This window comes from Synechococcus sp. BO 8801, assembly GCF_002252675.1.
Taxonomy (GTDB): domain Bacteria; phylum Cyanobacteriota; class Cyanobacteriia; order PCC-6307; family Cyanobiaceae; genus Cyanobium.
This window is the reverse complement of the sequence record NZ_NQKY01000009.1, coordinates 79,804-105,122: the sequence shown is the minus strand read 5'-3', so window position 1 is coordinate 105,122 and position 25,319 is coordinate 79,804. Positions and strand designations below refer to the sequence as shown.

Here is a 25,319-nt window from a genome sequence, read left to right as displayed (position 1 = left end):
GCACCCGTTGAGCCGCCACGCCCCCAGCGCCCCGGTCACAGCCCCTCTCACCGCCTCCATCGCTCCGATCGTGCTGGCCGATGCGGCGGCCGTGGGGGAGCGCGTGGCGGCCCTGCTGCTGGCTGATCGGCTGCGGCCGGGCCGGCCCCTGGGCCTGGCCACCGGACGCACCATGGAGCCCGTCTATGCCGCCCTGGCGCGACGGCTGGGGCGCCTGGAGCCCGCCCTGGCGGCGCAGGTGCGCCAGGGCTGGTGCAGCTTCAACCTGGACGAGTACGTGGGGCTGGGGCCCCAGGATCCCGCCTCCTTCGCCGCCACCATGGCCCGCCAGCTGGTGGAGCCCCTCGGCCTGGACCCCGGTCGGGTGCGGCTCCCCGATGGGCTGGCCTGCGATCCCGATGGCGAAGCGCGGCGCTACGGCGCCGCCGTGGCGGCCGCCGGCGGCATCGGCCTGCAGCTGCTGGGCCTGGGCCTCAACGGCCACGTGGGCTTCAACGAACCACCCGCGGGGGCGGCGGTGGCCTGCCGCTGCCTGGCCCTCAGCGACCACACCCGCCGCCAGAACGCCGGCGCCTTCGGGGGCGATCCCGGCGCCGTTCCCCGGCGGGCCATCACCCTGGGGATGGCCGAGATCCTCGCAGCCCGCCGGGTGCTGCTGGTGGTGACCGGCGGGGCCAAGGCGGCGATCCTGCGCCGCGCCCTGGGGGAGCCCCCCACGCCGGATCTGCCCGCCAGCTGGCTGCAGCACCACCCTGCCCTCACGGTGATCGCCGACGCCGAGGCCATGGGCTGAACCTCTGGCGCGGCAGAGGGCGGTGCGGAGGGCGGGGAGGTGGCCTCAGCCGGGCAGGGCGGCCTCCATCAGGGCCTCATCCGCCTCGAGATTGCTGGTGACGCTGCGCACGTCATCGAGATCCTCGAGCACATCCAGCATGCGCAGGCAGGCGGCCAGCACCGCAGCGTCCTCGAGGCGGCAGGGCAGGGAGGAAATCCAGCGATGCTCCCAGCCGGCCAGGGGCAGCCGCAGGTCCCGGAGCCCATCCTGGAGGGCTTCGAGGTCGGCATAGGCGCCGAACACATCGACGCCCTCGGCATCGATCTCGTAGCCCGCCGCCGCCGGGCCACCCCGCTCCTCCAGGGCCAGCAGGTCCTCCAGCAGGCGCTCCTCGTCGGCGCCGGGCAGGGCCAGCCGCACCACGGACCGCTGCTCGAACAGATAGCTGACACAGCCGGTCTCACCGAGGTTGCCGCCGTGCTTGCCGAAGGCCAGCCGCAGGTCGGCCGCGGTGCGGTTGCGGTTGTCGGTCAGGGCCTCGACCAGCACGGCCACGCCCCCCGGGCCGTAACCCTCGTAGCGCACCGCCTCGAACAGGTCGGCCCCGCCACCCCCCTGGCCGCTGCCCTTGGCCACGGCCCGGTCGATGTTGGCGTTGGGGAGCCCCGCCACCTTGGCCTTCTCGATCGCGGTGCGGAGCTGGAAGTTGCCGGCCGGATCAGCACCACCGCGGGCCGCCACGGTGATCTCCCGCCCCAGACGGGTGAACAGCGCTCCGCGCCGGGCGTCCACCACCGCCTTGGTGCGCTTGATCTGGGCCCATTTGCTGTGGCCGGCCATCGCGATGTCGCAGGGGGTTCAACCGGCGGCGTCGAACACCAGCCGGGGCAGGAGCAGGCCCTTGCCATCGGCACGGGCGATGCCGGCCAGGTTGCCATCCGGGGTGAGCACGGCAACCGCCCCCTCAGGCAACTGCTCCACCGTACGGGGCAGGGACCGGCCGCAGCGCCACGGGGACAGCTGGGCCGGATCGAGGCGTTGGCGCGGCAGATCCACCAGCACGTCGAGGGGATCCAGCAGCGGCGGGAGGGGGCCGCTCGCCAGACGCTCCATGGAAACGGCCTGGTGCAGCCCGAAGCCGAGGGCGGCGATGCGGCGCAGGCTGGCCAGGGCGCCGCCGCAGCCGAGAGCTTCCCCCAGATCCCGCGCCAGGGCACGCACGTAGGTGCCGGCGGAACAGCGCACCTCCAGCTCCAGGCGGCCGCGCTCGGCGTCCCAGCCCAGCAGGTCGAGGCCATGGATCCGCACCGGCCGCGCCGCCAGCGCCAGCTGCTCCCCCGCCCGGACCCGGGCGTAGGCCCGCTGGCCATCCACATGCACAGCCGAGACCTGGGGGGGGACCTGGAGGATTTCGCCCCGGAACCGGGCCAGGGCCAGCTCGAGGGCCTCGGGATCGAGGGGCGGAACGGCCGAGCGCTCCAGCACCTCGCCCTCGAGGTCGTCGGTGCCGGTGCGCACGCCCAGCTGGACGGTGCCGCGGTAGGTCTTGTCGCCGGGCAGGTAGGGCAACAACCGGGTGGCCGGGCCGAGGGCGATCGGCAGCACCCCGGTGACGGCTGGATCCAGGGTGCCGCCGTGGCCCACCCGCCGCAGGCCGTAGGCCCGCCGCACCCTGGCGACGCCGTCGTGGGAGGTCAGGCCGGCGGGTTTGTCGAGCACCAGAAACCCGCAGCCGTGGCGCGACGGAGGCGATGGCGGCAGCCTGGAGGGACCTTCTCCCATGCTCAGGCGCCGATGACGCTGCAGGACCGGCGCGAGGTCACCTTTCTGGTGCTGGCCGGCATCTTCCTGGGGACCATGGGCATGCTCAACATCCTGGGGCTGACCCGGTTCCTCCACCTGGGCAGCATCGGGTCCTTCCCGATCATCGTGGCGGTGGGGGCCCTGCCGTACCCCGTCACCTTCCTGTGCACGGACCTGATCAGCGAGATCTGGGGCGAACGGCGCGCCTCCCAGGTGGTGTGGGTGGGTCTGATGCTCAACGGCTGGATCGTCCTGGTGCTGTGGCTCGGTGGCATCCTGCCGGGCCTGGACGGATTCGGTGGGGTGGCGGGCCTGCCGGCCGACACCCACGCCGACGGGGTGCCGGTGTTCTTCGAGGTGCGCCGGCTGGCCTTCGGCGCCGTGGGGGCCTCCATGGCCGCCTACATGGCCGCCCAGTTCACGGACGTGCGCCTGTTCCATTTCTGGAAGCGCTTCAGCAACGGCAAGGCCCTGTGGCTGCGCAACAACGGCTCCACCCTGATCAGCCAGGTCGTCGACACGTCGGCGGTGGTGCTGATCAGCCACTACGCCGCCCATGTGCTGCCGATCAGGCCGGACGAGCCGGTGCTGCCCCAGCTGGGCGTGTTCATCGCCAGCGGCTACGTGTTCAAGCTGGTGGCGGCCCTGGCCGACACCCTGCCCTTCTACCTGCTGGTGGGCTGGCTCAGGCGCTATCTGGAGGTGCCGGGGGACGGCGCCGAACTGGCGGACGCCCCCCTGCCGGGGGCCTAGGCGGCGACGGCGATGTTGATGCGCTTGCGGTTGCGCAGGCCACGTTTGATGGATTCGAAGCTGACGACGCCATCCACCAGGGCGAACAGGGTGTCGTCGGAGCCGCGGCCCACGTTGACGCCCGGGATCACGGAGGTGCCGCGCTGGCGGATCAGGATCGAGCCGGCGCTGACGGTTTCACCGCCGTAACGCTTGACGCCGAGACGCTTGGAGTTGGAGTCGCGGCCGTTGCGGGTGGAGCCTGTGCCTTTCTTGTGGGCCATGGGAGAGCAGAGAAGGGAGAACGGGGGGGAACTGGAGGAGAGGCCGGGGGCCCGATCAGGCGATCGCCTTGCCGCCCACCTTGATCGACTGGACCATCACCCGGGTGAGCTCCTGGCGGTGGCCGTTCTTGCGGCGGGTCTTCTTCTTGGGGCGCATTTTGTAAACGATGATCTTCTGGCCGCGGCGATGGGCCAGCACCTTGAGCTCCACCGTGGCGCCCGTCACATAGGGCTGGCCCAGGGTGGTGCCGGAGGCGTCCTTCACCAGGAGCACGTTCTCCAGGGTCACGGTGCTGTCGACCTCGGCATTGAGGCGATCGAGATCGACGTAACGATCGGTCTGGAGCCAGAACTGCTGGCCGGAGGCCTCGACGATGGCGTAGGCGCCGGTGGCATCGCCCTGGGCACCGGTGGCGGGTGCGCTCAGGGTCTCCTTCTGGGGGGCTTGGGTCATCACTCAGGGGGCGTGGCCAGGCTGGCGGCAGGAAGCCACCATTGGGCCTGGACGCACGGAATCGAAAGACAGAACTAAGATCCTCCCGTCCGGGCCTCCCTTCCGTCAAGAATCAGCCCGGTCAGGGGATCTCCCCGCCGCAGCGGTCGATGCCCCAACCGGTTCTCAACATCCTCTCTCTCATCCAGACCCCGGCCCTGGCCGAGGCCTGCGTCCAGTGGCTCAGGGGCGGTCGCTACCAGCTGGTGCCGGTGGATCCCGCCGCCGGGCCCCTGGAGCAGCTGGAGCAGCGCCGCGAGGACTTCGACGGGATCCTGCTGGAGGAGGGCGCCGTCGACGGGACCTTCTTCGGCAGCCTCCACGACCAGGGCCTGGAGCTGCCGGCCGTGCTGATCGGCCCGGTGGACGGCGAGGTGAAGTTCCACGATGCGGAGGTCCGCCTCCCGCCCGACCAGCTGGAGCAGCTGAGCTACAGCCTGGATGCGGCCGTCTCCCGTTTCCTGCGCAGCAACACGCTGCCCGCCGGCAGCGAAGCCAAGGCGACCACCCCCGACGGCTGGAAACTGCCGAACCGGCTCAACGGGCGGCTCGGTTACCTGGGCGTCTACTACAAGCGGGATCCCTCCCGCTTCCTGCGCAACCTGGAAGCCGAGGAACGCAACGAGCTGCTGGACTCCCTGCGACGCACCTACCGGGACCTGCTGATCAGCTACTTCAAGAACCCCGCCGCGGCCAACCAGGCGATCGAAAGCTTCGTGAACACGGCCTTCTTCGCCGATCTGCCGATCACCAAGATGGTCGAGATCCACGTAAATCTGATCGAGGAGTTTCGAAAGATGCTGATGCTCAAAGGACAGAAGAACGATTTTCTCCAGGACTACCGGCTGGCCCTCCTCGATGTCATGGCTCACCTCTGCGAAATGTATCGACGCTCCATCCCGCCCGACCTGCCCATCGTGCCCGCCGTCGTGGCCGAATCCACCAGCCCCTCCGCCTGAGTCCCAGCCATGACCTTCCGCAAGACCTACATCCTCAAGCTCTACGTGGCGGGCAACACCCCCAACTCGATGCGGGCCCTCAAGACGCTGCGCGACATCCTCGAGTCCGAGTTCCGCGGCGTCTACGCCCTGAAGGTGATCGATGTGCTCAAGAATCCCCAGCTGGCGGAGGAGGACAAGATCCTGGCCACCCCCACCCTCGCGAAGATCCTGCCCCCACCGGTGCGGCGAATCATCGGCGATCTCTCCGACCGTGACCGGGTGCTGATCGGCCTCGATCTCCTTTACGAAGAGCTCACTGAGGATTTCAAGCTCGACATCGATGATCTGGAAGCCGACGATGTTCCCTCTCCCCCGGAAACCTCCTGAGCCCTGATCAAGGCCTGCCGCCGACTTCCGGACCAGGCCATCCCAGCGTCAACCCCGTTCCCCTTCAGACCCCTCGCGCTCCCATCTCTTCGATGCAGGATCCCAACGACCACGACGCCGCTGCCAATCGAATGCAGATGCAGAAACTTCCCACGGGGATCGAAGGTTTCGATGACATCTGCCATGGCGGGCTGCCGATCGGCCGATCGACCCTGATCAGCGGAACTTCGGGAACCGGCAAGACGGTCTTTTCCCTGAATTTTCTCTGCAACGGCATCCGGCAGTTCAACGAACACGGCATTTTCGTCACCTTCGAGGAGTCGCCCCTCGACATCCTGCGCAATGCCTCCAGCTTCGGCTGGAACCTGCAGGAAATGGTCGAACAGAACAAGTTATTTGTCCTTGATGCCTCCCCGGACCCCGATGGCCAGGAGGTGTCGGGCAGCTTCGACCTCTCCGGGCTGATTGAGCGGATCCACTACGCGATTCGCAAATACAAAGCCAAGCGGGTGGCGATTGACTCCATCACCGCCGTCTTCCAGCAGTACGACGCCATCTCCGTGGTACGCCGGGAGATCTTCCGGCTGATCGCCCGGCTCAAGGAGATCGGCGTCACCACGGTGATGACCACCGAACGGGTCGATGAATACGGCGCCATCGCCCGCTACGGCGTCGAGGAGTTCGTCTCCGACAACGTCGTGATCCTGCGCAACGTGCTGGAGGGCGAACGGCGGCGGCGCACGGTGGAAGTGCTCAAGCTCCGGGGCACCACCCACATGAAGGGGGAGTTCCCCTTCACCATGGGCGCCCACGGGATCAGTGTGTTCCCTCTGGGGGCGATGCGCCTCACCCAGCGGTCCTCCAACGTGCGCCTGAGCTCCGGCGTTCCCCGGCTCGATGAGATGTGCGGCGGGGGCTTCTTCAAGGACTCCATCATCCTGGCGACCGGTGCCACCGGCACCGGCAAGACCCTGCTGGTCAGCAAGTTCGTGGAGGACGCCTGCCGCAGCAAGGAGCGGGCGATCCTGTTCGCCTACGAGGAATCCCGCTCCCAGCTGCTGCGCAACGCCACCAGCTGGGGCATCGATTTCGAGCAGATGGAGCAGGACGGCCTGCTCAAGATCATCTGCGCCTATCCGGAATCCACCGGCCTTGAGGATCACCTGCAGATCATCAAGACGGAGATCAGCCAGTTCAAGCCGTCCCGGATGGCGATCGATTCCCTCTCCGCCCTGGCTCGTGGTGTCAGCCACAACGCCTTCCGGCAGTTCGTGATCGGGGTGACGGGCTATGCCAAACAGGAGGAAATCGCTGGCTTCTTCACCAACACCTCCGAGGAGTTCATGGGAAGCCATTCGATCACCGACTCCCACATCTCCACCATCACCGACACCATTCTGCTGCTGCAGTATGTGGAGATCCGCGGTGAAATGGCCCGGGCCCTGAACGTGTTCAAGATGCGCGGCTCCTGGCACGACAAGGGCATCCGGGAATTCGTGATCACGGGCAACGGGCCGGAGATCAAGGATTCCTTCGCCAATTTCGAGCGCATCATCAGCGGCGTTCCCCATCGGATCACCACCGACGAACGTGCCGACCTGGGCCGGATCATGCGCAGCGTCGACGGCGAGAGCTGAACCCGACCAGGGGCACCTAGGCGGGGATCCTTCGCTCCGCTTCGATCTCCGCCAGGGAGGCGGAGCGCTCCGCCTGGACCCGCAGTTCATCACCGTCGGCCTCCTCCAGGGGCAGGTCGAACCAGAAGGTGGTGCCCACCCCGGGCTCGCTGGCCATCCGGGCCTGGCTGCCGTGCTTCTCGAGGATGCCCCGCACGATCGAGAGCCCCAGCCCGGTGCCGGCTTCGGTGTGCACGGCGTTCTCGACCCGGAAGAAGCGCTCGAAGATCCGCGCCTGGTCGGCCTCGGAGATGCCGCAGCCGGTGTCGGCGATCTCGACCCGCAGCCGCGGCAGGCGCGAGGTGAGGGTGCAGGAGGGATGGTGCTCGGCTTCGCCGTCGGGATCCAGCGGGCAGTGGTCGGGCCAGGGGTAGGCGCGCAGCAGCAGCTGGCCGCCGCTGCGGGTGAACTTGAGGGCGTTGCCCACCAGGTTGTCGAACACCTGCAGCAGCAGATCCCAGTTGCCCCGCACCCGGGGCAGGTGCTGATCGCCGGCGAACAGCAACATCACCCCCTTCTCCTCGGCGTTGAGCCGGTAGGTGCGCAGGGTCTGCTCGATCGCCGGGGCCAGGTCCATGGGCTCCAGCTGCCAGACCCGGTCGGACTCCAGCCGTGACAGGTCGAGCACGTCGGTGACCAGACGCGAGAGGCGGTCGGTCTCGGCGTTGGCGATGCTCAGGAACTCCTTCTGCTCCTCGGCGCTGAGCAGGTCGCCCATGTCATGGAGCGTCTCCACGTAGCTCTTGATGTTGCACAGGGGGGTGCGCAGCTCGTGGGACACGTTGCTGATGAAGCGGCTCTGGGCCGCATTCAGCTCCACCTCCCGGGTGAGGTCCTGGATCGTCATGGCGATGCCCTTGAGGCTCTCGCCGCTGGCATCCCGCACCGACTGGAGCACGATGCGCAGGGTGCGGGGGGGATCCCCGAAGCTGCAGCGCACCTCGGTGGTGTCCCGCTCGCTGATGATCAGGCTCTCCAGCGGATCGTGCAGTTCCATCGCCAGCCGGTCCGGCAGTTCGGCGGCCAGCTCGCTGCCCTCCAGGTTGCGGCCCTCCCAGCGGAACAGGCGGCGGGCGGTGGGGTTGGCCAGCACGATCCGCCCCTCGGCATCGAGCAGCACGGCCCCATCGGCCATGGTGGCGATCAGCGACTGCTGCTTCACCTGGGCGGCGGTGAGCTCCTCGATGTTGGCCGCCTTGTAGACCTCCAGCTGGGAGGCCATGGTGTTGAAGCCGTTGAGCAGTTCCCCCAGCTCCCCACCCACCGGCAGGGCGATGCGGGTCTCGAAGTTGCCCCCGGCGATCGATCGCACCCCCCGCAGCAGCTCCTTCACCGGCTGGGTGATGGTGAGGGCGTTGAACACCGAGCCCAGGATCACCAGCACCCAGATCGAGATGAACACCGCCACCGTCACCTCCCGGGTGAGGGCGGCGCTGGCCAGGAGCGTCTCGTTGGGGTTGATGCCCAGGGCCACCACCCCCAGGTAGCGGCCGTCGCTCACCATCGGCACGAACACGTCGGTGACCTGGCCGTCAGGGGTGAGGTGCTGGCGGATCAGGGGGTTGTCGGGGCGGCGCTGGATGTCGGCCGGCAGCTCCAGGCGCCGGCTGAGCACGCGCTCGCCCATGCCGGTGCTGCCGCCCATCGGGATGCCGAGGTAGATCACCCCGTCGGAATCGGCGAAGAAGATGTAGCGAAGGCTGCGGCTGGACTGCCAGAAGCGTTCGGCCACCGAGGCCAGTTCCCGGTCGTTGCCCTCCGCCACCAGGGGGGTGACGTTGGCCGACAGCAGCAGCCCGAGATCCCGGGCGAAGCGGGTGTCGCTCATGCGGGCATCGCGCTGGATGCCGTTGAGGGCCAGGAAGGTGATGCCCGTCATCAGCAGGCTCACCACGAGGGTGGCGACCGCCAGCAGCTTGGTCTGGAGGCTGAACTCCGCCCACCAGCGCTGCAGCCGCGCCCGCCAGAGGCTGAAGGCTCCGGCGTCCTCGCTGCCGCCCAGGGTGGGACCGGAAACGGAGCGGGTCATGGCAGGGCCGGGCGTTGCGACCGCACCTGGTGGCCGATGTCGCGGCGGTAGACCATGCCCTCGAAACCCACCCGTTCCAGGCCGTCATAGGCCCGCTCGAAGGCCGTGTCGAAGTCGTCGGCCTGGGCCACCACCGCCAGCACCCGGCCGCCCGCCGTGACCACGGGGCCCGCCTCGGTGCGGCGGCTGCCGGCATGGAAGAGCTGCCGATCGGGGGCGTCCCCCAGATCGCCGTGGATCGCATCGCCGCGACGCACCTCGCCGGGATAGCCCTCGGCGGCCGCGATCACGCAGGCGCTGCAGCGCGGCGCGATCGTCAGCGGGGGGGCCTCCTCCAGGCGGCCGGTGGCGCAGGCCAGGAGCACCCGGGCCAGTTCCGGGCCGAGCAGGGGCATCAGGGTCTCGCACTCCGGATCGCCGAAGCGGCAGTTGAACTCGATCACCCGCAGGCCGGCCTCGGTGAGCATCAGGCCGGCGAAAATCACGCCGCGGTAGTCGATGCCCCGGGCCCGCAGGGCCGCCAGGATCGGCTCCAGCACCAGCTGGCGCACCTGCTCCAGTCCCGCCGCGTCCAGCAGCCGGGCCGGGGCGTAGGCCCCCATGCCGCCGGTGTTGGGGCCCGTGTCCCCCTCGCCGATGCGCTTGTGGTCCTGGGCCGGAGGCAGCAGCACCATGGAGCGACCATCGGTGAGGGCGAACACCGACACCTCCGGGCCGTGCAGGCGCTCCTCCAGCACCAGGGAGGGGGCGGCGGCGGCTTCCCCGGGGGCAGCGCTCTGGAAGCGGCCCGCGAACACCTCCTCGATGGCGTCGCGGCACTGCTCGAGGCTGTCGGCCACCGTCACGCCCTTGCCGGCGGCCAGGCCATCGGCCTTCACCACCAGGGGGCGGCCATGGCGTTCGAGGGCCTCCAGGGCCTGCTTGCGATCCGTCGCCGCCCAGTAGCCCGCCGTGGGCACGCCCGCCTCCTGCATCAGGTCCTTGGCCCAGCGCTTGCTGGCCTCCAGCAGGGCCCCGTCGGCCCCGGGACCGAAGACCGCCAGCCCCTCCGCCCGCAGCCGGTCCGCCAGGCCGGCCGCCAGGGGCGCCTCCGGTCCCACCACCACCAGGTCGATGGCGTGCGCATGGCAGGCCGCCGCCAGGGCGCCATGGTCGGTTTCGGCGATGGCCAGCTGGCCGCAGCCCGCCAGGGCGGCGGTGCCGCCGTTGCCGGGCGCCACCAGCACCTGCTCCACCCCCGGGCAGCGCGCCAGGGCCCAGCCCAGGGCGTTCTCGCGGCCACCGCCGCCCACCACCAGGATCCGGGCCGGCACCGGGGACGGGAGGGAAGCGTCGGAAGCGGTCAACGGGGCCATGGGGCGGAGGGGAAGCAGAACGGGGGTGGATCGGGGTGGAGAGCTCCCCTAGGTTGTGCGCCGGCACGGGTGCTGCACCGGTCGCCCTCACCAGCCTTGCTGCCACTCCCCTTTGCCATTCTCCCCGACCGCCGCCTCGACTGCCGTGCCGCCCAGCGGATCCGGGCCGACCCCCGTCCCGCCGGCGCCCCGGCTGGGCCGCGGCTGGTCCGTTCTCGGCGGCCTCGGAGCCCTGGCGTTGATGGGTCTGCTCCCGGGGATCGGGCCGGCGGCAGCCCGTGCCGCGGCCCCTGGGCCGGAGGCGGCGGTGACAAAACCCGCCCCAGCGGGAGCGGCGACCACCGCCACTGAAGCCAGCCCCAGCGGGCCGGCGGAACCCACGGGGGAGGCCGTCGAGGAGCGGCCGCCCCTCCTCACCGACAAGGAGTTCGCCGACCTGCTCCGCGACGGGGATCTGGAGCAGATCGACGTGGCCTGCCGGCAGAGCGCCGAGGCCGATCAGCTCGAGCGGCTTCGGCAGCTGCAGCAGCGGCTGCTGACGCTGCATCCGGCCCCCCAGCCCCTGGAGGTGGTGCTGGCCAATGCCGACGTGCTGCTCAGTTGCCGGGCGCCCAGCGAGGCCATGGACGTGCTCAACCGCTACGGCCCGGCTGCCGGAGCCGAGCGGGTCCAGTGGCTGCAGCTGCAGTGGCGGGCCGCCGCCGCCGGACTGGACCACCGCCGGGCGGCCCTGGCCCTGGAACGGCTGCGGAAGGAGAGCGGCACGTCCCTCGATGGCATCGCCCTGCCGCTGCAGCGCCGGGAGGATGGCACCGTGATCAGCCGCTCGGCCCTGGAGCTGCTGGCCCTGCACCTGGAATCGAGGGGCTTCCCCAGGGTCGGCGGCGAACTGCTGGTCCGGGCCCGCCAGGGCGGCCTGGGCGGGGCTCTGCGGCTGCAGCAGGCGGTGGGTCTGCTGGCGGAGCTGCCGGCGTCCCAGCGGGAGGCCCTGCTGGAGGCGGCCCTGGAGCAGGCGGCGGCGGCGAAGGCCTGGGGGCTGGTGGCCGAGCTGCTGGACACCCAGGCCGCCCTGCCCTCGGAGCGGGCCGTGGCCAGGCGCCTGCGGCTCAGCGGGCGCATCGACGACGCCTACGGCGAATGGCGCTGGCGGCGCGAGGATCCGGCGGCGGCGCCGCGCACCCGCCAGCTGGAGATCCGGCTGCGCTCCCCCCGGGATCCGGGCGGCCACGCCGCCGACCTTGCGGTGCCGGACCCGACTCCGACCCCGGCCCCGACCCCTACTCCGGCCCCGACCCCTTCCCCTGCCCCATGACCCTCTCCCCTGCCACCGGCCCCCTCCTCTACGAAGGCAAGGCGAAGCGGGTGTACGCCACGGACCAGGACGACCTGGTGGCGGTGGAGTACAAGGACGACGCCACGGCCTTCAATGCCCTCAAGAAGGCCCAGCTCCTGGGCAAGGGGGCCCTGAACTGCCGCATCTCCGCCCTGCTGTTCGAGCACCTCGAGCGGCTTGGGGTGCCCACCCACTACCTGGGTCTGCAGGGGGACCACTGGATGATGGTGCGGCCGGTGCGGGTGGTGCCGGTGGAGGTGGTGGTGCGCAACGTGGCCGCCGGTTCCCTCTGCCGCCAGATGCCGATCCCGGCAGGCACCCCCCTGGATCCGCCCCTGCTCGACCTGTACTACAAGGACGACGCCCTGGGGGATCCGCTGCTCAGCGAAGCGCGGCTGGAGCGCCTGCAGCTGCTCACGCCCGACCAGCTGGGGGCGATCCGGGAACTGGCCTTCCGGGTCAACGACGCCCTGCGCGATCTGTTCGCCCGGGTGGAGCTCGAACTGGTGGATTTCAAGATCGAACTGGGGTTCACCGCCGACGGCGCACTGGTGGTGGCGGACGAGATCAGCCCCGACACCTGCCGCCTCTGGAACCGGGCCGTGAGCGATGCCCAGGAGCGGATCCTGGACAAGGACCGATTCCGCCAGGACCTGGGCGGCGTTGTCGAGGCCTACGGGGAGGTCCTCAAACGGGTCCAAGGGGTCTGTCCCGAAGCGCGGGTCTACGGGTAAGGTCAGCGGAATTTGCGGCCTGGCCGCTCTGCAGACGACATCCATGATTGGCGTTCGCCTCGGCAGGCCCCACATCCTTCGAAGCGTCACGCCCCGGGCGGCGACCGCCTCCCTGCCCCTGCTCGTGGCCCTGCTGCTGGCCGGCGGCCAGGCCCGGGCCGCCGAAAGTCCCCCCGGCAAGGGCCAGGCCCCCGCAGGCCCCGTGGCCCAGGCCGGCGCAGGCGCCGTGGGCCAGGCCCCCGCAGGCTCACTGGCCCAGGCCGGTGCCGATCCCTTCGCCGGTCCGGCGGACGCCACCCCTCCGGCCGGGGCGACCCCGGTGACGCCCGCCCCCGCAGCCACACCGGCCCCCGCGACCACTCCCGCACCGGCCGCCACCCCCGGCGCCACGCCCAGCCCCCCCGCCGCCCGCGACGACCGGCCCGGCAAGCCCTCCCTGGGCCCGGCCCCCACCCCTTCGGCCTCCACCGAACCCCGGGTGCTGATCAGCGAGGTGGTGATCGAAGGCCTGGCCGACCATCCCGAGCGTGAGCGTCTCGAGCTGGCGGCCTATGCCGCCATGGCGGTGACCCCTGGCAACGCCATCACCCGCAGCGAGCTGGAAACGGACCTGCAGGCCATCTATGCCACGGGCTGGTTCTCCGACGTGCGGATCCAGCCCCAGGACGGCCCCCTGGGGGTGCGGCTGGTGGTCTCGGTGGTGCCCAACCCCGTGCTCACCAAGGTGAGCCTGGATCCGGCCGACGCCAAGGTGCCGGAAACGGTGGTGCAGGACACCTTCGCCAGCGATTACGGCAAGACCCTCAACCTGGTGACCCTGCAGGGCCGCATGCAGGAGCTGCAGAAGTGGTACGCCGACCAGGGCTTCTCCCTGGCCCGCGTCACCGGCCCCTCCCGGATCGGACCCGACGGCGACGTGCAGCTGCTGGTGCGCCAGGGCACGGTGAAGGGCGTGGAGGTCCAGTTCCTCAACAAGGAGGGATCGGCCACCAACGACAAGGGCCAGCCGATCAAGGGCAAGACGAAGGAGTGGGTGATCACCCGGGAGATCTCCATCAAGACCGGCGAGATCTTCAACCGCCGCAACCTGGAGGACGACCTCAAGCGCCTGTACGGCACCGGCCTGTTCAGCGACGTCAAGGTGACCCTGCGCCCTGAACCGGAGGATCCCGGCTCGGTGGTGATCGTGCTGGGGGTCGTCGAGCAGTCGACCGGCTCCCTCTCCGGCGGTCTGGGCTACAGCCAGAGCCAGGGCGTCTTCGGCCAGATCCAGGTGCAGGACAGCAACCTGTTCGGCCGGGCCTGGGACCTCTCCACCAGCTTCACCTACGGCCAGTTCGGCGGCCTGGCCGACATCTCCTTCAGCGACCCCTGGATCAAGGGGGACAAGTACCGGACGGCCTTCCGCTTCAAGGCCTTCGTCAGCCGGGACGCCCCCCAGGTGTTCCAGAGCCAGAACAACGGCAACTTCTTCACCGTTTCCGACTTCTACCAGGCCCCGGGCACCCAGGTCGCCTACAACATCTTCTCGCCGTTCAACCCCCTCCTCGACGTCTTCCCGTCGGTGACGGCGGCCCGCATCGCCGCCGAGACCAGCGGCCAGAACCTCAGCTGGTTCCAGTTCGACGGCAACAGCGTGCTGATCCAGCGCGTCGGGGCCAACGTCCAGTTCGTGCGTCCCCTCAACGGTGGCAACCCCTTCAAGCGGGCGCCCTGGACGGTGCTGCTGGGGCTGACCGGCCAGGTGGCCACGCCGATGGACTTCTCAGGCACCTCCCGCCGCTTCGCTCTGGCCACCCCGAACGAAGCCACCTCGCTGCTGGCCGCCCCCACCAGTTCGTTCATCTGCCTCGCTTACAACTGCGCCGCCCGCAACCAGCTGGTGGGCCTGCGGCTGGCGGCGACGATGAGCACCCTCAACGATCCCCGCAACCCCACCCAGGGCAACTTCCTCAGCATCGGCACCGAGCAGTTCTTCTCTGTGGGCCCCGATTCCCCCACCTTCAACCGGATCAGGGGCAGCTTCACCCACTACATCCCGGTGCGCTGGCTGAAGTTCTACAAGGGCTGCCGGCCGAAGGCCGGCGAGACCGAGGATTGCAAGCAGGCCCTGGCCTTCCAGGTGTCCGCCGGCACGGTGATCGGCGACCTGCCGCCCTACGAGGCCTTCTGCCTGGGCGGCGGCAACTCGGTGCGGGGCTACTTCGACTGCGATCTCGGCGTCGGCCGCAGCTTCGGCGAGGCCACGATCGAATACCGCTTCCCCCTGTTCAGCATCGTCAGCGGCGAGCTGTTCATCGACGGCGGCACCACCTTCGGCAGCCAGACGAAGGTGCCGGGCAACCTCGGCGGCCTGCTCAACAAGCCCGGTTCCGGCTTCTCGATCGGCACCGGCCTGATCGTCACCACCCCCGTCGGCCCGCTGCGCCTGGAGGTGGCCAGCCAGGACTTCACCGGCGAGTGGCGCTTCAACCTCGGCGTGGGCTGGAAGTTCTAGTGACCAGCTGGCCCAGCGACTATCGCCAGGCCTGGACCCTGCGCTCCTGCGTGGAGCGCACCGGGGTCGGGCTGCACAGCGGCGCCATCTCCCGGGTCCGTCTCGGCCCCTCGGAGCGGCCCGGCTACTGGCTGGGCTGGCTGGATGCGCCTGAACGCCCCCTGCAGCGTCTCGGCCCCACCCAGGTCAGCGACACCCGCCTCTGCACCTGCCTGCAGCTCGGCGATCGCCGCCTGGCGACGGTGGAGCATCTGCTGGCGGCCCTGGCCGGCACCGGGGTGAGCCAGGCGGAACTGTGGGTGGACGGGGAGGAGATCCCCCTGCTCGACGGCTCCGGCCTGCCCTGGGTGGAAGCGATCGCCGAGGCGGGCCTCAGCGAACGGGGCGAGCGCATCGAGCCCCCGCTGCCCCCGCTGCCCCTCACCCTGGGCCAGGGGCTGGGGTTCGTGACCGCCCTGCCCAACGACCGGCTGCGGCTGGCGGCGGCGATCGAGTTTCCCCAGGCGGCCATCGGCCGCCAGCTCTATGCCCTCGATCTCACCCCCGAGAGCTTCGTGTCCGAGATCGCGCCGGCCCGCACCTTCGGCTTCCGGGAGCAGGTGGAGCAGCTGCTGGCGGCGGGCCTGATCCGCGGCGGCGCCCTCGACAATGCCCTGGTCTGTGACGGGGACCACTGGGTGAATCCGCCCCTGCGCTTCGCCGACGAACCGGTGCGCCATAAGCTGCTGGACCTGCTGGGAGATCTGGCGCTGGTGGGCCTGCCGACGGCCCATGTCTTTGCCTACCGCGGTTCCCATGGCCTGCACACCGCCATGGCCGCGGCCCTTGCGGCCCAGGCGCCCCGCCTGCCCGTACCCGTACCGACCCACTGAATCCTTGACCGTTCTTCCCTCCGCCGCTCCCGAGGCCGCCACGGCCGCTGCCCCCGCCACGCCCGCGGGCCCCGCTGCGGACACGGCCCGGTCCGTGGTGCTCAGCAGCGAACAGATCCTCAACCTGCTGCCCCATCGCTATCCCTTCGCCCTGGTGGATCGGGTCATCGAGTACGTCCCCGGCCAGCGGGCGGTGGCCCTGAAGAACGTCACCTTCAACGAACCGCAGTTCCAGGGCCATTTCCCCGGCCGGCCCCTGATGCCGGGCGTGCTGATCGTCGAGGCCATGGCCCAGGTGGGCGGCCTGATCGTCACCCAGATGCCGGATCTGCCCAAGGGGCTGTTCGTCTTCGCCGGCATCGACGGGGTCCGCTTCCGGCGGCCCGTCGTTCCCGGCGACCAGCTGCTGATCACCTGCGAACTGCTCAGCCTCAAGCGCAAGCGCTTCGGCAAGGTGCAGGCCACCGCCACCGTCGATGGCGAGCGGGTCTGCTCCGGCGAGCTGATGTTCTCGCTCGTGGACTGACGCGATGTCGAGTGCAGCCATGACGACATCGGTGCATCCCACCGCCCTGGTCGATCCGAGGGCCCGGCTGGCCTCCGGTGTGGAGATCGGCCCCTATGCGGTGATCGGTCCGGAGGTGGAGATCGGCGAGGGCAGCCGCATCGGTCCCCACGTGGTGATCGACGGGCGGGTGCGGATGGGGAAGGGCAACCGGATCTTCCCGGGGGCCTGCATCGGCCTCGAGCCCCAGGACCTCAAGTACGGCGGCGCCCCCACCGAAGTGGTGATGGGCGATGAGAACACGATCCGGGAGTGCGTCACCATCAACCGCGCCACCGCCGAGGGCGAGCGGACCGTGCTGGGCAACGGCAACCTGCTGATGGCCTACAGCCACATCGGCCACAACTGCCAGCTCTCCGACCGCATCGTCATCGCCAACGGGGTGGCCGTGGCGGGCCACGTGGTGATCGGTGAGCGGGCCGTGATCGGCGGCGTGCTCGGCATCCACCAGTTCGTCCACATCGGCAGCCTGGCCATGGTGGGCGGCATGAGCCGCATCGACCGGGACGTGCCCCCGTTCATGACGGTGGAGGGCCACCCCGGCCGCATCCGGGGACTGAACCGCGTCGGCCTGCGCCGCAGCGGCATGGCCCTGCTGGACGACGGCGCCCAGTTCCGCCAGCTGCAGGATCTCTGGACCCTCATCTACCGCAGCGATCTGGTGCTGGCCGCCGCCCTGCGCCAGGCCAGGGAGCGGCCCCTGCTGGCCGCGGCCGACGAGCTGTGCGCCTTTCTGGAGGCCTCGGTGGGGCCGGGCCGGCGCGGACCGCTGCCGGCCCAGCGCTGATGGTGCGACTGCTGGTCAGCACCGGGGAGGTTTCCGGTGATCTGCAGGGCTCCCTGCTGGTCAAGGCCCTGCACGAGGAGGCGGCCCGCCGTTCCCTGCCCCTCGATGTGGTGGCCCTCGGGGGGAGTCGGATGGAGCGGGCCGGGGCCCAGCTCCTGGCGGACACCACCAAACTCGGGGCCATCGGTCTGTGGGAGCCGATCCCGCTGGTCATTCCCACCCTCAAGCTGCAGGCCAGGGTGCGCCGCTGGCTGAAGCAGCACCCCCCCGATGCGGTGGTCCTGATCGACTACATGGGGGCCAACGTGAACCTGGGCCTGCGCCTGCGGCGGCTGTACCCCCATGTGCCCATCACCTATTACATCGCTCCCCAGGAGTGGGCCTTCCGCCTGGGCGACGGCGGCACCACCCGGCTGATCGGCTTCACCGACCGCATTCTGGCGATCTTCCCGGAGGAGGCCAGCTTCTACGCCGCACGCGGCGCCCAGGTCACCTGGGTGGGCCACCCCCTGATCGACACCCTGCAGCAGCGCCCCTCCCGGCAGGACGCCCGCCAGCGGCTGGGCCTGCCGGCGGAGGCGCCGGTGCTGCTGATGCTGCCCGCCTCGCGGCGGCAGGAGCTGCGCTACGTGCTGCCGCCGATGGCCGCTGCGGTGGCCCTGCTGCAGCGGCAGCATCCCGACCTGCAGGTGCTGCTTCCCGCCGGCCTGCCGGGGTTCGAGGCGGTCCTGGCCGAGACCATGCGGGCGGCAGGAGCCACGGCGGTGCGGGTGATCCCGGCCGGTGAGGCCGATGCCCTGCGGCCCCTGCTCTGTGCCGCGGCCGACGCCGCCCTGACCAAATCCGGCACCGCCAACCTGGAACTGGCCCTGCGGGGGGTGCCCCAGGTGACCGGCTACCGGGTGAGCCGGCCGACGGCGTTCCTGGCGAAACATGTGATCCACTTCAACGTGGCCCACATCTCCCCGGTGAACCTGGTGCTGGAGGAACGGCTCGTGCCGGAACTGCTGCAGGACGATTTCACCCCGGACGCCATCCTGGCGGCCCTGCTGCCCCTGTTCGATCCCGCCTCCGGGGCACGGGAGCGGGTGCAGGAGGGCTACGTTCGGCTGCGGCAGAAGCTGGGGGAGCCGGGCGTCACCCGCCGGGCGGCGACGGCCATCCTCGAACCGTTCTCGGGACACACGCCATGCGACTGATCGCGCTGCTGCTGGGGTTGCTGCTCGCCCTCGGCGGGCCGGTGGCACCGGCCCTGGCGGCCACCGAGGAGGCCGTGCTGGCCGGGGGCTGCTTCTGGTGCCTGGAGCACGATCTGGAGGTGCTCCCCGGGGTCCTCGACGTGGAGAGCGGCTACAGCGGCGGCAAGGGGGCCAACCCCACCTACCGGCAGGTCTCGGCCGGCGGAAGCGGCCATCAGGAGGTGGTCCGGGTGCGCTTCGACAACACCGAGATCCGCTACGACACCCTGCTGCGGGCCTACTGGCGCAACATCGACCCCCTCGACGGCGGCGGCCAGTTCTGCGACCGCGGCGATTCCTACAGGCCCGTGATCTTCACCACCAGCGCCAACCAGGCCGTGGAGGCCCGCAACAGCCTGGTGGCGGCCGCCCGGGAGCTGGGCAAGCCGGCGGCGGCGATCAAAGTGACGATCCGGCCCCTGGCGAAGTTCTGGCCGGCGGAGGGCTACCACCAGAACTACGCCAAGCGGAACGGCGTCCGGTACAACTACTACCGCTGGTCCTGCGGCCGCGACCGGCGCCTGGACACGGTCTGGGGCCGGCGGGCCCGCACCAGCCAGCGCTGGCAGGGCGGCTGAGCCAGCGCCGGAGCCCTTCTGACGGGCCTTTGGCAGGGCGTACATCGGCGGTGATGCCGATCAGCCGCAGGGGAATCCGAACAGCCCTTCCCCCCCTGTCGCGACCGGGAAAATGCCTTAGCGTTTGTTCCATCACCGGAGGGCTTCTGTATGTATCTGCTGACCATCCGGGACGGTCTGCAGACGCGCCACATCGGGCCCTACGCGAGCCCGAGGCAGGCGTCCGACGATCTCGACAAGCTCCAGGCCCGTTTCGGTGACAAGGCCACCTGGCAGATCCACCGCCTCGAATCCCCCGCCGAACTGCACGCCCACATCCCCGGCAGGGGCGACACCGAGCCGGTGGCGGTCTGAGGGGTGGCTCAGGCCCGGGGCGGGGTGCGGGGATAGCCACGCAGCAGGCCGCTCTCGATCATCAGTCCGACCCCGGCGTTGATCAGGATCAGGCCCAGGGCCCCGTACCAGACCCAGGGGCCGGCCTCCGGCAGCGACTGCCCCTGGTCGGCCGCCGCCGCCAGGGCCGACCAGGTCTGGATGCCCTTGCGGATCACCCCCTCCCCGAAGAGGCAGAGCCCGGCGGGGAGCAGGAGCACACCGAGCTGGGCCTTCACGTACCAGCGGATCTTGTGAACGGCCATGGGGCGATGCGTTGTCTGGTCTGGAAGCAAACCTAGGCCGCAAGCTCCGGCCGCCAAAGCCGCCGGGGACGGCGGCGCTGCCGTTCAGACCGCGGCGCCCGCCACCAGCCAGGCCACCAGGGTGCGCACCCCGAAGCCGGTGGCCCCCGCCGGATCCAGCCCCCTCGCCTTGTCGCTCCAGACGGTGCCGGCGATGTCGAGGTGGGCCCAGGGCAGCCCCCGGGTCACGAAGTCCTGCAGGAAGAGGGCGGCGGTGATCGAGCCCCCGGGCCGCGGGCCGGTGTTCTTCATGTCGGCGACGTGGCTCTTGAGCCCTTTCTTGTAGGAACCGCGCAGGGGCATGCGCCAGAGGGCCTCGCCACCGGCCGTGCCGGCGGCGATCAGGGCCTCGGCCAGGCCGTCACTGGGGGACCAGAGTCCGGCGATCTCCTCGCCCAGGGCGATCACGCAGGCGCCGGTGAGGGTGGCGAGATCGACGATGGCATCGGGCTCCAGGCCGCAGGCGTAGACGAGGGCGTCGGCCAGGGTGAGGCGCCCCTCCGCGTCGGTGTTGTTGATCTCGATGGTCTTGCCGTTGGAGGCGGTGAGCACATCACCCGGGTGGATGGCGCCGCCGCTGATCATGTTTTCGCAGCTGGCCACGATCACGTGCACCTCCAGGCCGGCGGGACGGATCTCGGCGATGGCGCGGGCCGCCCCCAGCACCGCGGCGCTGCCGCCCATGTCGTACTTCATCATCTCGATCTGGGAGCCGGCCGTCTTGAGGTTGTAGCCGCCGGAATCGAAGGTGAGCCCCTTGCCCACCAGCACCACCCGCCGGGTCACCTCTCCGGTGGGCCTGATGGTGAGGTGGATGAACTTGGGGGGCAGGTCGGAGCCCTGGGCCACCCCCAGGTAGGCCCCCATGCCGAGGGCCTCACAGTCGGCCCGCTCCAGCACCTTGAGCTCGAGCCCGAAGGCGTCGGCGATGGCGGCGGCCTCGTCGGCCAGCGACTGGGGGGTCGCCTTGTTGGGCGGAGCCGCCACCAGCCGCCGGGCCAGTTCCACGCCGCTGCAGGTGGCTGCCACATGGGCCAGGCCCGCCGCCGCGGCCTCCCCCAGCCCGAGCACGGTCACCCGGGCCGGCAGGGGGCGGGGCTCGGCCTCGCTCTTGAAACGCTGGTCGTCATAGAGGCCGAGCCGCACCGCCTCCGCCATCGCCGCCGCCGCCGCCGCCGGCTCGAGCCCCTCCAGCGGGAACCACAGGCCGAGCTCCTCGGCACCGGCGCTGGCGGCCGTGCGGGCCGCACCGGCACCGGCCTGGCGCAGGGCGTCCAGCCCGAACTCGGCCGGATCCCCCAGGCCCACCAGGATCAGCGTCGCCGGGGTGCCGCCGGGCCGCTCCAGGGTGATCGTCTGGCCACTCTTGGCCTCGAAGCGGCGGCGCTGCAGCCAGCCCTCGAGGGCTTCCCCCACCAGCTCCTCGACCAGGTCCCGCCCGTCGCCGCTGCCGCCGCCGGCGAACAGACCCACCACCAGGGTGTCCCCCGTCCAGCTCTCCGTGAGGGGACGTTGGCCGTCCCGGTCAACGGCAAGACAGCGAAACTCCATGGACCCAGCGCAGGCGGCCCGTGATCGTAGCCAGGCCAGCCCTGGAATTCAGGCGGGATCGGCCGTGAACGGGGTGGCCCAGCGGTCCCGCGTCTCCTTGTTGAAGGGGGGCAGCCAGCGCCGGATCAGGGCCTGCTCCAGGGCCCGGCGGGGGGCGACCGCCGCCGGCACGTCCGACCAGAAGCGGATGCTCGGCCGCGCCTCCAGGCCCGCCCGCGCCAGGGCCTCGCCGTAGGCCGCCAGATAGTCCTTGCAGTCGTGGTCGCCCTTCCAGCGCTGGTCGGCCCGGCCCGTCTCGCCGACGTAGAGCAACAGGGGCAGCGACAGCTGGGGCGGGCGATCCATCACCAGATAGAGGGCCGCCCCCTGCTGGGGAAGCCGGGGCCAGCGCCAGAAGGACAGGCTCTGGGGGCTGAGGCTGAGGGGATCGAGGCGCCGCGCCTGCTCCAGGGGATCGCCGGGGTCGGCGGGGACGGGGAAGAGCTGCCCCTGCTGGAGGGGGGCGGCGGCAGCGGCGGCGGCACCGGTGGCGGCATAGAGCGGCGCCTGATGGTCGGCGAGTCGGGCCTGCCAGGCGAGCAGCTGCTCCCGCCACAGGGGCAGCGAAGCAGGCAGCGGGGCGCCGGCCACCGCCGCCGCCGGAAACAGTTCCCCCTGCCGACTCATCGGGCCCGCCCCGGGGCCGGGGGCAGCACCGGCCCCGGGGCGGCGTCGTAGCGGAACCGGCCGATCCAGCGCTCCACCTGCTCGGGGGAGATCTCCAGGCGGTGCTGGAGATCGGCCAGGTCCCGGAAGGGCTGGCGGGCCCGCTCCTGCAGCAGCCAGCGGCAGCGCTCCGGCCCCAGGCCGAGCCGCTCCTGCAGCAGCCGTTCAGAGGCCTGGTTGATCGCCAGTGGCGGCGGCAGGGGCGAAGGCCTGGGCTGGCCCCGGCGCCGGAAGCGCAGCACCGGCAGCCAGATCCCCACCTGGGCGGAGGACACCTGGAGCCCGGCGGCCAGATCCCCGGGGCCCGACCACTGCTGACCCTCGCCCTGAAGCCGGATCAGCCGGTCCACCAGCTCAGGGGGGCAGCCGGGCAGCCGCAGCCAGTCGCCGGCCTCGGCGAGGTTGACCTCGAGGCTCCAGCCCAGGGCAGCCGCCTGGCGCACCTCGGCCCCATCCCGGAACCGCAGCGCCGGGTTCAGGGCCAGCTTGAGGGCGAGCAGTTCCCGCTCGACCGCTTCTTCAGCGCCCATCCCGGCGGCCCCAGTCCCGGCGGCCCCTGGCTGCGGCGGTGATGGCGGCAGCGGCGGCAGCTGGCCGGTGGCCTCCAGCAGGCGGCGGGCCAGGGGATCCAGCCAGTGGCGTCCTGCCATGGAGGCCCAAGCGCGCGCACGTCGGGCCTGAAACTAGCGGGTGCCTCCCGGTCGGGGCCAGTCGACCAGGCCCAGCTGCAGGCCGATCACCACCGCCTGGATCCGGCCCCGGACCCGCAGCTTGAGCAGCACGTTGCGCACGTGGGTCTTGATGGTGTCGACGGAAACCATCAGCTCCCCGGCGATCTCGTGGTTCGTCAGGCCGTGCACCACCCGCTCGAGCACCTGCCGCTCCCGGGCACTGAGCGGCTCGGCGGCGTCACCGCCGGGCTCCTGGTCCGCCAGGACCGCCCCGACCAGCGCACGGTCGAGGTACAGGTCGCCGCTGAGCACGGCATGCAGGGCCTGGAGGCCGGAGCCGAGCAGCCGCGACTCCGACACGATGCCGTCGCAGCCCGCCTGCAGGGCCTGGCGGATCCGGGCGAAGCGGTGCTCCTGGGTCACCAGCAGCAGGGTGCGGACCTCGGGGTGGCGGGCCTTGACCTGCACCACCAGGTCGACGCCGCAGCCCTCCTCCAGCCGGTCGCTGACCAGCAGCAGGGCGGGTCGATGGCGGCGCACCTGGGCGAGCCCCTCGGCGGCGGTGGTGGCGGCCCCCAGGATCCGGGCGGGCGTGCCCATCAGCAGGGTGATCTGGGCCCGGCTGCCCAGGCACAGCACCAGCCGGACACCGTTGAGCAGCGCCAGTCCCCGGCTGAGGTCGTCACGCACCTGGGGCAGCAGGGGGGTGAGGTCCACGGGCGCAGCGGCGGGGACACCCCAGCGATGGGGGCCAGCCATCTTCACAAGGGAATCGGCTCCATTTCGGTATCGGCCATGGCGGGCCGGGCACCGCGATACGTGGATCCGCACTCCCCAGGGGTGCCCGGTCTCTGCAGAATCGATCTCTCCCGCAGTCCGGAGCAGACGTCCCCATGGCTTTCTTCGACTCCGAGATCGTCCAGGACGAAGCGAAGCGGCTGTTCAGCGATTACCAGCAGCTGATGCAGCTGGGCAGTGAATACGGCAAGTTCGACCGCGAGGGCAAGAAGCTGTACATCGAGCGGATGGAGGAGATGATGGAGCGCTATCAGGTGTTCATGAAGCGCTTCGAACTGTCCGAGGACTTCCAGGCCAAGCTCACCGTCGAACAGCTGCGCACCCAGCTGGGCCAGTTCGGCCTCACCCCCGAGAAGATGTTCGAACAGATGACCCTCACCCTCGAGCGCATGAAGGGCCAGCTGGATGCGGCGGGCTGATCCGGCGTGAAGGACGTCATCGTCGTCGGGGCAGGGCTGGCCGGGCTGGTGGCCGCCAGGGACCTGCGCAGGGCCGGCCTGACGGTGCAGGTGATCGAGGCGGCGCCGGCCGTGGGCGGCCGCATGGTGCGGGCGCCCCTGAACGTGGCGGGGGCCGGGCCAGCCGGGGGCCAGCTCGCCGCCTGGATCGACCTGGGCGGTCAGTGGGTGGGCGCCACCCACTCCCGTTTCCGCTCCCTGCTCGAGGAGCACGGCCTGCGCCGCTTCCCCTCCCCCCACGACGGCGAGACGGTCCTCTGTTTCGGCTCCCATCGCTGCACCTTCAGCGGCTTCTTCCAGGGGTTCCCGGAGGGGCAGCCACCCTCGGTGCCCAGGGCGGACTGGGAAGACGCGATGCAGGCCCTGGAGCGCTTCCAGGAGCTGGTGGTGTCCCTGCCGGAGGGCCATCCCCATCACCATCCCGACGCCGCCGCCCTTGACCGGCTGAGCTTCCAGGACTGGATCGAGGCCAACACCCACACCCCCTTCGCCGCCTGGTACTTCGCCTACTTCTGCCGGGCCGTCGGTTTTCTCGGGCCGGCGGAGCCGGAGCAGGTGTCGCTGCTGCACGTGGCCTGGGGGCAGCGCACGGCCTCCCAGGGCGACCACCCCGAGGAGGAGCTGATCCACGGCGGTGCCGGCCAGCTGCCGGCCTTGCTGGCCGAAGGCCTGGGGGACGCCCTGGTGCTGGGGGAGCCCGTGCGGGCCATCCACCAGAGCGAGGGTCCCTCGGGCCCCGGTGCGGAGGGCGCCATCACGGTGACCACCGACAACGCCAGCCACCGCTGCCGGGCGGTGATCGTGGCCATGCCGCCGGCGATGGCGGGCGCGATCCGCTTCACGCCCGAGCTGCCGGCCGATCGGCTCGCCCTCCAGGAGGGCATGGCCATGGGCCGCTGCACCAAGGTGCTGGTCGCCTACGACCGCCCCTGGTGGCGGGAGGCCGGACTGGCCGGCATCGGCATCGGCGATCGCCCCTGGGTGGAACTCTGCGCCGACAGCTCCGATCCCGAAACCGGTCTGGGGGTGATCGCCGCCTTCGTGGCGGGCCGCCGCCACGGGCGCTGGTCGACCCTGGACGCCGAGCAGCGCCGGGCGGCGGTCCTGGAGGATCTGGCCGCCTACTTCGGCCCGATGGCGCTGGAGCCGCTCGACTACGTCGAGAAGGACTGGCCGCGGGAGCCCTTCGTCGGCGGCGCCTTTGCCGGCTGGATGCCCCCCGGGCTGTGGACCGGCAGCGGCGACGCCCTGCTGCGGCCCCACGGCCGGGTGTTCTGGGCCGGCACGGAGGTGGCGGAGCGCTGGCCGGGCTTCTTCGAGGGTGCGGTGGCCAGCGGCGAGCGGGCCGCGGCCGATGTGGTGGCCCTGCTGGGCTGAGCG

Annotated in this window: 27 protein-coding genes; 16 read left to right on the top strand and 11 right to left on the bottom strand. The window is 71.1% G+C overall.

Features of this window, described 5'->3' with window-relative positions; translation table 11 throughout:
- The first annotated feature begins 7 nt into the window (after positions 1-7).
- Positions 8-793, top strand: coding sequence for a glucosamine-6-phosphate deaminase (locus CJZ86_RS08985; protein ID WP_094585608.1), 786 nt, complete (start codon positions 8-10; stop codon positions 791-793).
- A 45-nt stretch (positions 794-838) separates the two neighbouring features.
- Here the strand turns inward: CJZ86_RS08985 and CJZ86_RS08980 are convergent, their stop codons facing one another.
- Positions 839-1,615 (bottom strand): YebC/PmpR family DNA-binding transcriptional regulator, encoded by a 777-nt coding sequence (locus CJZ86_RS08980; protein WP_094585607.1) that lies wholly within the window; start codon positions 1,613-1,615, stop codon positions 839-841.
- 18 nt (positions 1,616-1,633) lie between these two features.
- Positions 1,634-2,557: a tRNA pseudouridine(55) synthase TruB gene (gene truB, locus CJZ86_RS08975; RefSeq protein WP_094585606.1), complete on the bottom strand. Its 924-nt coding sequence runs from the start codon at positions 2,555-2,557 to the stop codon at positions 1,634-1,636.
- 12 nt (positions 2,558-2,569) lie between these two features.
- Between truB and CJZ86_RS08970 the strand changes: the two genes are divergently transcribed.
- On the top strand, positions 2,570-3,331 hold the full coding sequence (locus CJZ86_RS08970) for a queuosine precursor transporter (RefSeq protein ID WP_094585605.1): 762 nt from the start codon (positions 2,570-2,572) through the stop codon (positions 3,329-3,331).
- On the opposite strand, the gene rpmA is transcribed toward CJZ86_RS08970, so the two are convergent.
- Together rpmA and rplU are read right to left on the bottom strand one after the other, a co-directional pair.
- Positions 3,328-3,594, bottom strand: coding sequence for a 50S ribosomal protein L27 (gene rpmA / locus CJZ86_RS08965; RefSeq protein ID WP_094585604.1), 267 nt, complete (start codon positions 3,592-3,594; stop codon positions 3,328-3,330). The genes CJZ86_RS08970 and rpmA overlap by 4 nt on opposite strands.
- A 55-nt stretch (positions 3,595-3,649) precedes the next feature.
- On the bottom strand, positions 3,650-4,048 hold the full coding sequence (rplU, locus tag CJZ86_RS08960) for a 50S ribosomal protein L21 (protein ID WP_094585603.1): 399 nt from the start codon (positions 4,046-4,048) through the stop codon (positions 3,650-3,652).
- Positions 4,049-4,197: 149 nt separating this feature from the next.
- Between rplU and CJZ86_RS08955 the strand changes: the two genes are divergently transcribed.
- From CJZ86_RS08955 to kaiC, 3 genes are all read left to right on the top strand, one after another.
- Positions 4,198-5,046 carry a circadian clock protein KaiA gene (locus CJZ86_RS08955; protein ID WP_094585602.1) on the top strand — a complete coding sequence of 283 codons (849 nt, stop codon included), beginning with the start codon at positions 4,198-4,200 and terminating at the stop codon, positions 5,044-5,046.
- A 9-nt stretch (positions 5,047-5,055) separates the two neighbouring features.
- Positions 5,056-5,415: a circadian clock protein KaiB gene (gene kaiB / locus CJZ86_RS08950; RefSeq protein ID WP_094585601.1), complete on the top strand. Its 360-nt coding sequence runs from the start codon at positions 5,056-5,058 to the stop codon at positions 5,413-5,415.
- A 92-nt stretch (positions 5,416-5,507) separates the two neighbouring features.
- Positions 5,508-7,052, top strand: coding sequence for a circadian clock protein KaiC (gene kaiC, locus CJZ86_RS08945; protein WP_094585600.1), 1,545 nt, complete (start codon positions 5,508-5,510; stop codon positions 7,050-7,052).
- Positions 7,053-7,068: 16 nt separating this feature from the next.
- Here the strand turns inward: kaiC and CJZ86_RS08940 are convergent, their stop codons facing one another.
- Positions 7,069-9,120 (bottom strand): HAMP domain-containing sensor histidine kinase, encoded by a 2,052-nt coding sequence (locus CJZ86_RS08940; RefSeq protein WP_094585599.1) that lies wholly within the window; start codon positions 9,118-9,120, stop codon positions 7,069-7,071.
- Positions 9,117-10,475: a phosphoribosylamine--glycine ligase gene (gene purD, locus CJZ86_RS08935; RefSeq protein ID WP_094585598.1), complete on the bottom strand. Its 1,359-nt coding sequence runs from the start codon at positions 10,473-10,475 to the stop codon at positions 9,117-9,119. The genes CJZ86_RS08940 and purD overlap by 4 nt, the downstream gene beginning before the upstream one ends.
- A gap of 112 nt (positions 10,476-10,587) precedes the next feature.
- Here purD and CJZ86_RS08930 point away from each other — a divergent pair, with 112 nt between their 5' ends.
- From CJZ86_RS08930 to CJZ86_RS08890, 9 genes are all read left to right on the top strand, one after another.
- The gene (locus tag CJZ86_RS08930) at positions 10,588-11,787 is read left to right on the top strand and encodes a hypothetical protein (protein ID WP_233133928.1); all 1,200 of its coding nucleotides are present in this window, start codon (positions 10,588-10,590) and stop codon (positions 11,785-11,787) included.
- On the top strand, positions 11,784-12,542 hold the full coding sequence (gene purC, locus CJZ86_RS08925) for a phosphoribosylaminoimidazolesuccinocarboxamide synthase (RefSeq protein WP_094585596.1): 759 nt from the start codon (positions 11,784-11,786) through the stop codon (positions 12,540-12,542). The genes CJZ86_RS08930 and purC overlap by 4 nt, the downstream gene beginning before the upstream one ends.
- Positions 12,543-12,585: 43 nt before the next feature.
- The gene (locus CJZ86_RS08920) at positions 12,586-15,039 is read left to right on the top strand and encodes a BamA/TamA family outer membrane protein (RefSeq protein WP_094585595.1); all 2,454 of its coding nucleotides are present in this window, start codon (positions 12,586-12,588) and stop codon (positions 15,037-15,039) included.
- Entirely contained in the window at positions 15,039-15,911 is an 873-nt protein-coding gene (gene lpxC, locus CJZ86_RS08915; RefSeq protein ID WP_094585594.1) for a UDP-3-O-acyl-N-acetylglucosamine deacetylase, read from the top strand. The genes CJZ86_RS08920 and lpxC overlap by 1 nt, the downstream gene beginning before the upstream one ends.
- A 97-nt stretch (positions 15,912-16,008) precedes the next feature.
- Positions 16,009-16,437, top strand: a complete 429-nt coding sequence (gene fabZ / locus CJZ86_RS08910) for a 3-hydroxyacyl-ACP dehydratase FabZ (RefSeq protein ID WP_094585651.1) — start codon at positions 16,009-16,011, stop codon at positions 16,435-16,437.
- 19 nt (positions 16,438-16,456) lie between these two features.
- Positions 16,457-17,263: an acyl-ACP--UDP-N-acetylglucosamine O-acyltransferase gene (gene lpxA, locus CJZ86_RS08905; RefSeq protein ID WP_094585593.1), complete on the top strand. Its 807-nt coding sequence runs from the start codon at positions 16,457-16,459 to the stop codon at positions 17,261-17,263.
- The gene (lpxB, locus tag CJZ86_RS08900) at positions 17,263-18,462 is read left to right on the top strand and encodes a lipid-A-disaccharide synthase (RefSeq protein WP_094585592.1); all 1,200 of its coding nucleotides are present in this window, start codon (positions 17,263-17,265) and stop codon (positions 18,460-18,462) included. Before lpxA ends, lpxB begins: the two co-directional genes overlap by 1 nt.
- Positions 18,453-19,079 (top strand): peptide-methionine (S)-S-oxide reductase MsrA, encoded by a 627-nt coding sequence (gene msrA, locus CJZ86_RS08895; protein WP_094585591.1) that lies wholly within the window; start codon positions 18,453-18,455, stop codon positions 19,077-19,079. Before lpxB ends, msrA begins: the two co-directional genes overlap by 10 nt.
- Before the next feature lie 150 nt (positions 19,080-19,229).
- Complete coding sequence (locus CJZ86_RS08890) at positions 19,230-19,433, top strand: hypothetical protein (RefSeq protein WP_094585590.1); 204 nt, start codon at positions 19,230-19,232, stop codon at positions 19,431-19,433.
- An 8-nt stretch (positions 19,434-19,441) separates the two neighbouring features.
- On the opposite strand, the gene CJZ86_RS08885 is transcribed toward CJZ86_RS08890, so the two are convergent.
- The 5 genes from CJZ86_RS08885 to CJZ86_RS08865 form a co-directional block, all read right to left on the bottom strand.
- Entirely contained in the window at positions 19,442-19,717 is a 276-nt protein-coding gene (locus CJZ86_RS08885; RefSeq protein WP_094585589.1) for a hypothetical protein, read from the bottom strand.
- 84 nt (positions 19,718-19,801) lie between these two features.
- Positions 19,802-21,307, bottom strand: coding sequence for a leucyl aminopeptidase (locus CJZ86_RS08880; protein WP_094585588.1), 1,506 nt, complete (start codon positions 21,305-21,307; stop codon positions 19,802-19,804).
- A gap of 48 nt (positions 21,308-21,355) precedes the next feature.
- The gene (locus CJZ86_RS08875) at positions 21,356-21,973 is read right to left on the bottom strand and encodes a hypothetical protein (protein WP_094585587.1); all 618 of its coding nucleotides are present in this window, start codon (positions 21,971-21,973) and stop codon (positions 21,356-21,358) included.
- On the bottom strand, positions 21,970-22,662 hold the full coding sequence (locus CJZ86_RS08870) for a ComEA family DNA-binding protein (RefSeq protein ID WP_094585586.1): 693 nt from the start codon (positions 22,660-22,662) through the stop codon (positions 21,970-21,972). The genes CJZ86_RS08875 and CJZ86_RS08870 overlap by 4 nt, the downstream gene beginning before the upstream one ends.
- 33 nt (positions 22,663-22,695) lie before the next feature.
- Positions 22,696-23,400 (bottom strand): response regulator transcription factor, encoded by a 705-nt coding sequence (locus CJZ86_RS08865; RefSeq protein WP_158219534.1) that lies wholly within the window; start codon positions 23,398-23,400, stop codon positions 22,696-22,698.
- Positions 23,401-23,576: 176 nt separating this feature from the next.
- On the opposite strand from CJZ86_RS08865, the gene CJZ86_RS08860 reads away from it, so the two are divergent.
- Complete coding sequence (locus tag CJZ86_RS08860; RefSeq protein WP_094585584.1) at positions 23,577-23,900, top strand: DUF1825 family protein; 324 nt, start codon at positions 23,577-23,579, stop codon at positions 23,898-23,900.
- A 6-nt stretch (positions 23,901-23,906) separates the two neighbouring features.
- Complete coding sequence (locus CJZ86_RS08855) at positions 23,907-25,316, top strand: flavin monoamine oxidase family protein (RefSeq protein WP_094585583.1); 1,410 nt, start codon at positions 23,907-23,909, stop codon at positions 25,314-25,316.
- Positions 25,317-25,319: the final 3 nt, after the last annotated feature.

Excerpts from the sequence above, each read along its gene's own strand:
- msrA (WP_094585591.1), top strand. The coding sequence starts at position 18,453 with ATGCGACTGATCGCGCTGCTGCTGGGGTTGCTGCTCGCCCTCGGCGGG.
- CJZ86_RS08870 (WP_094585586.1), bottom strand. The coding sequence starts at position 22,662 with ATGGCAGGACGCCACTGGCTGGATCCCCTGGCCCGCCGCCTGCTGGAG.
- rpmA (WP_094585604.1), bottom strand. The coding sequence starts at position 3,594 with ATGGCCCACAAGAAAGGCACAGGCTCCACCCGCAACGGCCGCGACTCC.
- CJZ86_RS08860 (WP_094585584.1), top strand. The coding sequence starts at position 23,577 with ATGGCTTTCTTCGACTCCGAGATCGTCCAGGACGAAGCGAAGCGGCTG.
- CJZ86_RS08875 (WP_094585587.1), bottom strand. The coding sequence starts at position 21,973 with ATGAGTCGGCAGGGGGAACTGTTTCCGGCGGCGGCGGTGGCCGGCGCC.
- CJZ86_RS08880 (WP_094585588.1), bottom strand. The coding sequence starts at position 21,307 with ATGGAGTTTCGCTGTCTTGCCGTTGACCGGGACGGCCAACGTCCCCTC.
- CJZ86_RS08885 (WP_094585589.1), bottom strand. The coding sequence starts at position 19,717 with ATGGCCGTTCACAAGATCCGCTGGTACGTGAAGGCCCAGCTCGGTGTG.
- CJZ86_RS08980 (WP_094585607.1), bottom strand. The coding sequence starts at position 1,615 with ATGGCCGGCCACAGCAAATGGGCCCAGATCAAGCGCACCAAGGCGGTG.
- CJZ86_RS08955 (WP_094585602.1), top strand. The coding sequence starts at position 4,198 with ATGCCCCAACCGGTTCTCAACATCCTCTCTCTCATCCAGACCCCGGCC.
- CJZ86_RS08970 (WP_094585605.1), top strand. The coding sequence starts at position 2,570 with ATGACGCTGCAGGACCGGCGCGAGGTCACCTTTCTGGTGCTGGCCGGC.
- truB (WP_094585606.1), bottom strand. The coding sequence starts at position 2,557 with ATGGGAGAAGGTCCCTCCAGGCTGCCGCCATCGCCTCCGTCGCGCCAC.
- rplU (WP_094585603.1), bottom strand. The coding sequence starts at position 4,048 with ATGACCCAAGCCCCCCAGAAGGAGACCCTGAGCGCACCCGCCACCGGT.
- CJZ86_RS08920 (WP_094585595.1), top strand. The coding sequence starts at position 12,586 with ATGATTGGCGTTCGCCTCGGCAGGCCCCACATCCTTCGAAGCGTCACG.
- kaiC (WP_094585600.1), top strand. The coding sequence starts at position 5,508 with ATGCAGGATCCCAACGACCACGACGCCGCTGCCAATCGAATGCAGATG.
- CJZ86_RS08890 (WP_094585590.1), top strand. The coding sequence starts at position 19,230 with ATGTATCTGCTGACCATCCGGGACGGTCTGCAGACGCGCCACATCGGG.
- kaiB (WP_094585601.1), top strand. The coding sequence starts at position 5,056 with ATGACCTTCCGCAAGACCTACATCCTCAAGCTCTACGTGGCGGGCAAC.
- purC (WP_094585596.1), top strand. The coding sequence starts at position 11,784 with ATGACCCTCTCCCCTGCCACCGGCCCCCTCCTCTACGAAGGCAAGGCG.
- purD (WP_094585598.1), bottom strand. The coding sequence starts at position 10,475 with ATGGCCCCGTTGACCGCTTCCGACGCTTCCCTCCCGTCCCCGGTGCCG.
- lpxA (WP_094585593.1), top strand. The coding sequence starts at position 16,457 with ATGACGACATCGGTGCATCCCACCGCCCTGGTCGATCCGAGGGCCCGG.
- lpxB (WP_094585592.1), top strand. The coding sequence starts at position 17,263 with ATGGTGCGACTGCTGGTCAGCACCGGGGAGGTTTCCGGTGATCTGCAG.
- CJZ86_RS08940 (WP_094585599.1), bottom strand. The coding sequence starts at position 9,120 with ATGACCCGCTCCGTTTCCGGTCCCACCCTGGGCGGCAGCGAGGACGCC.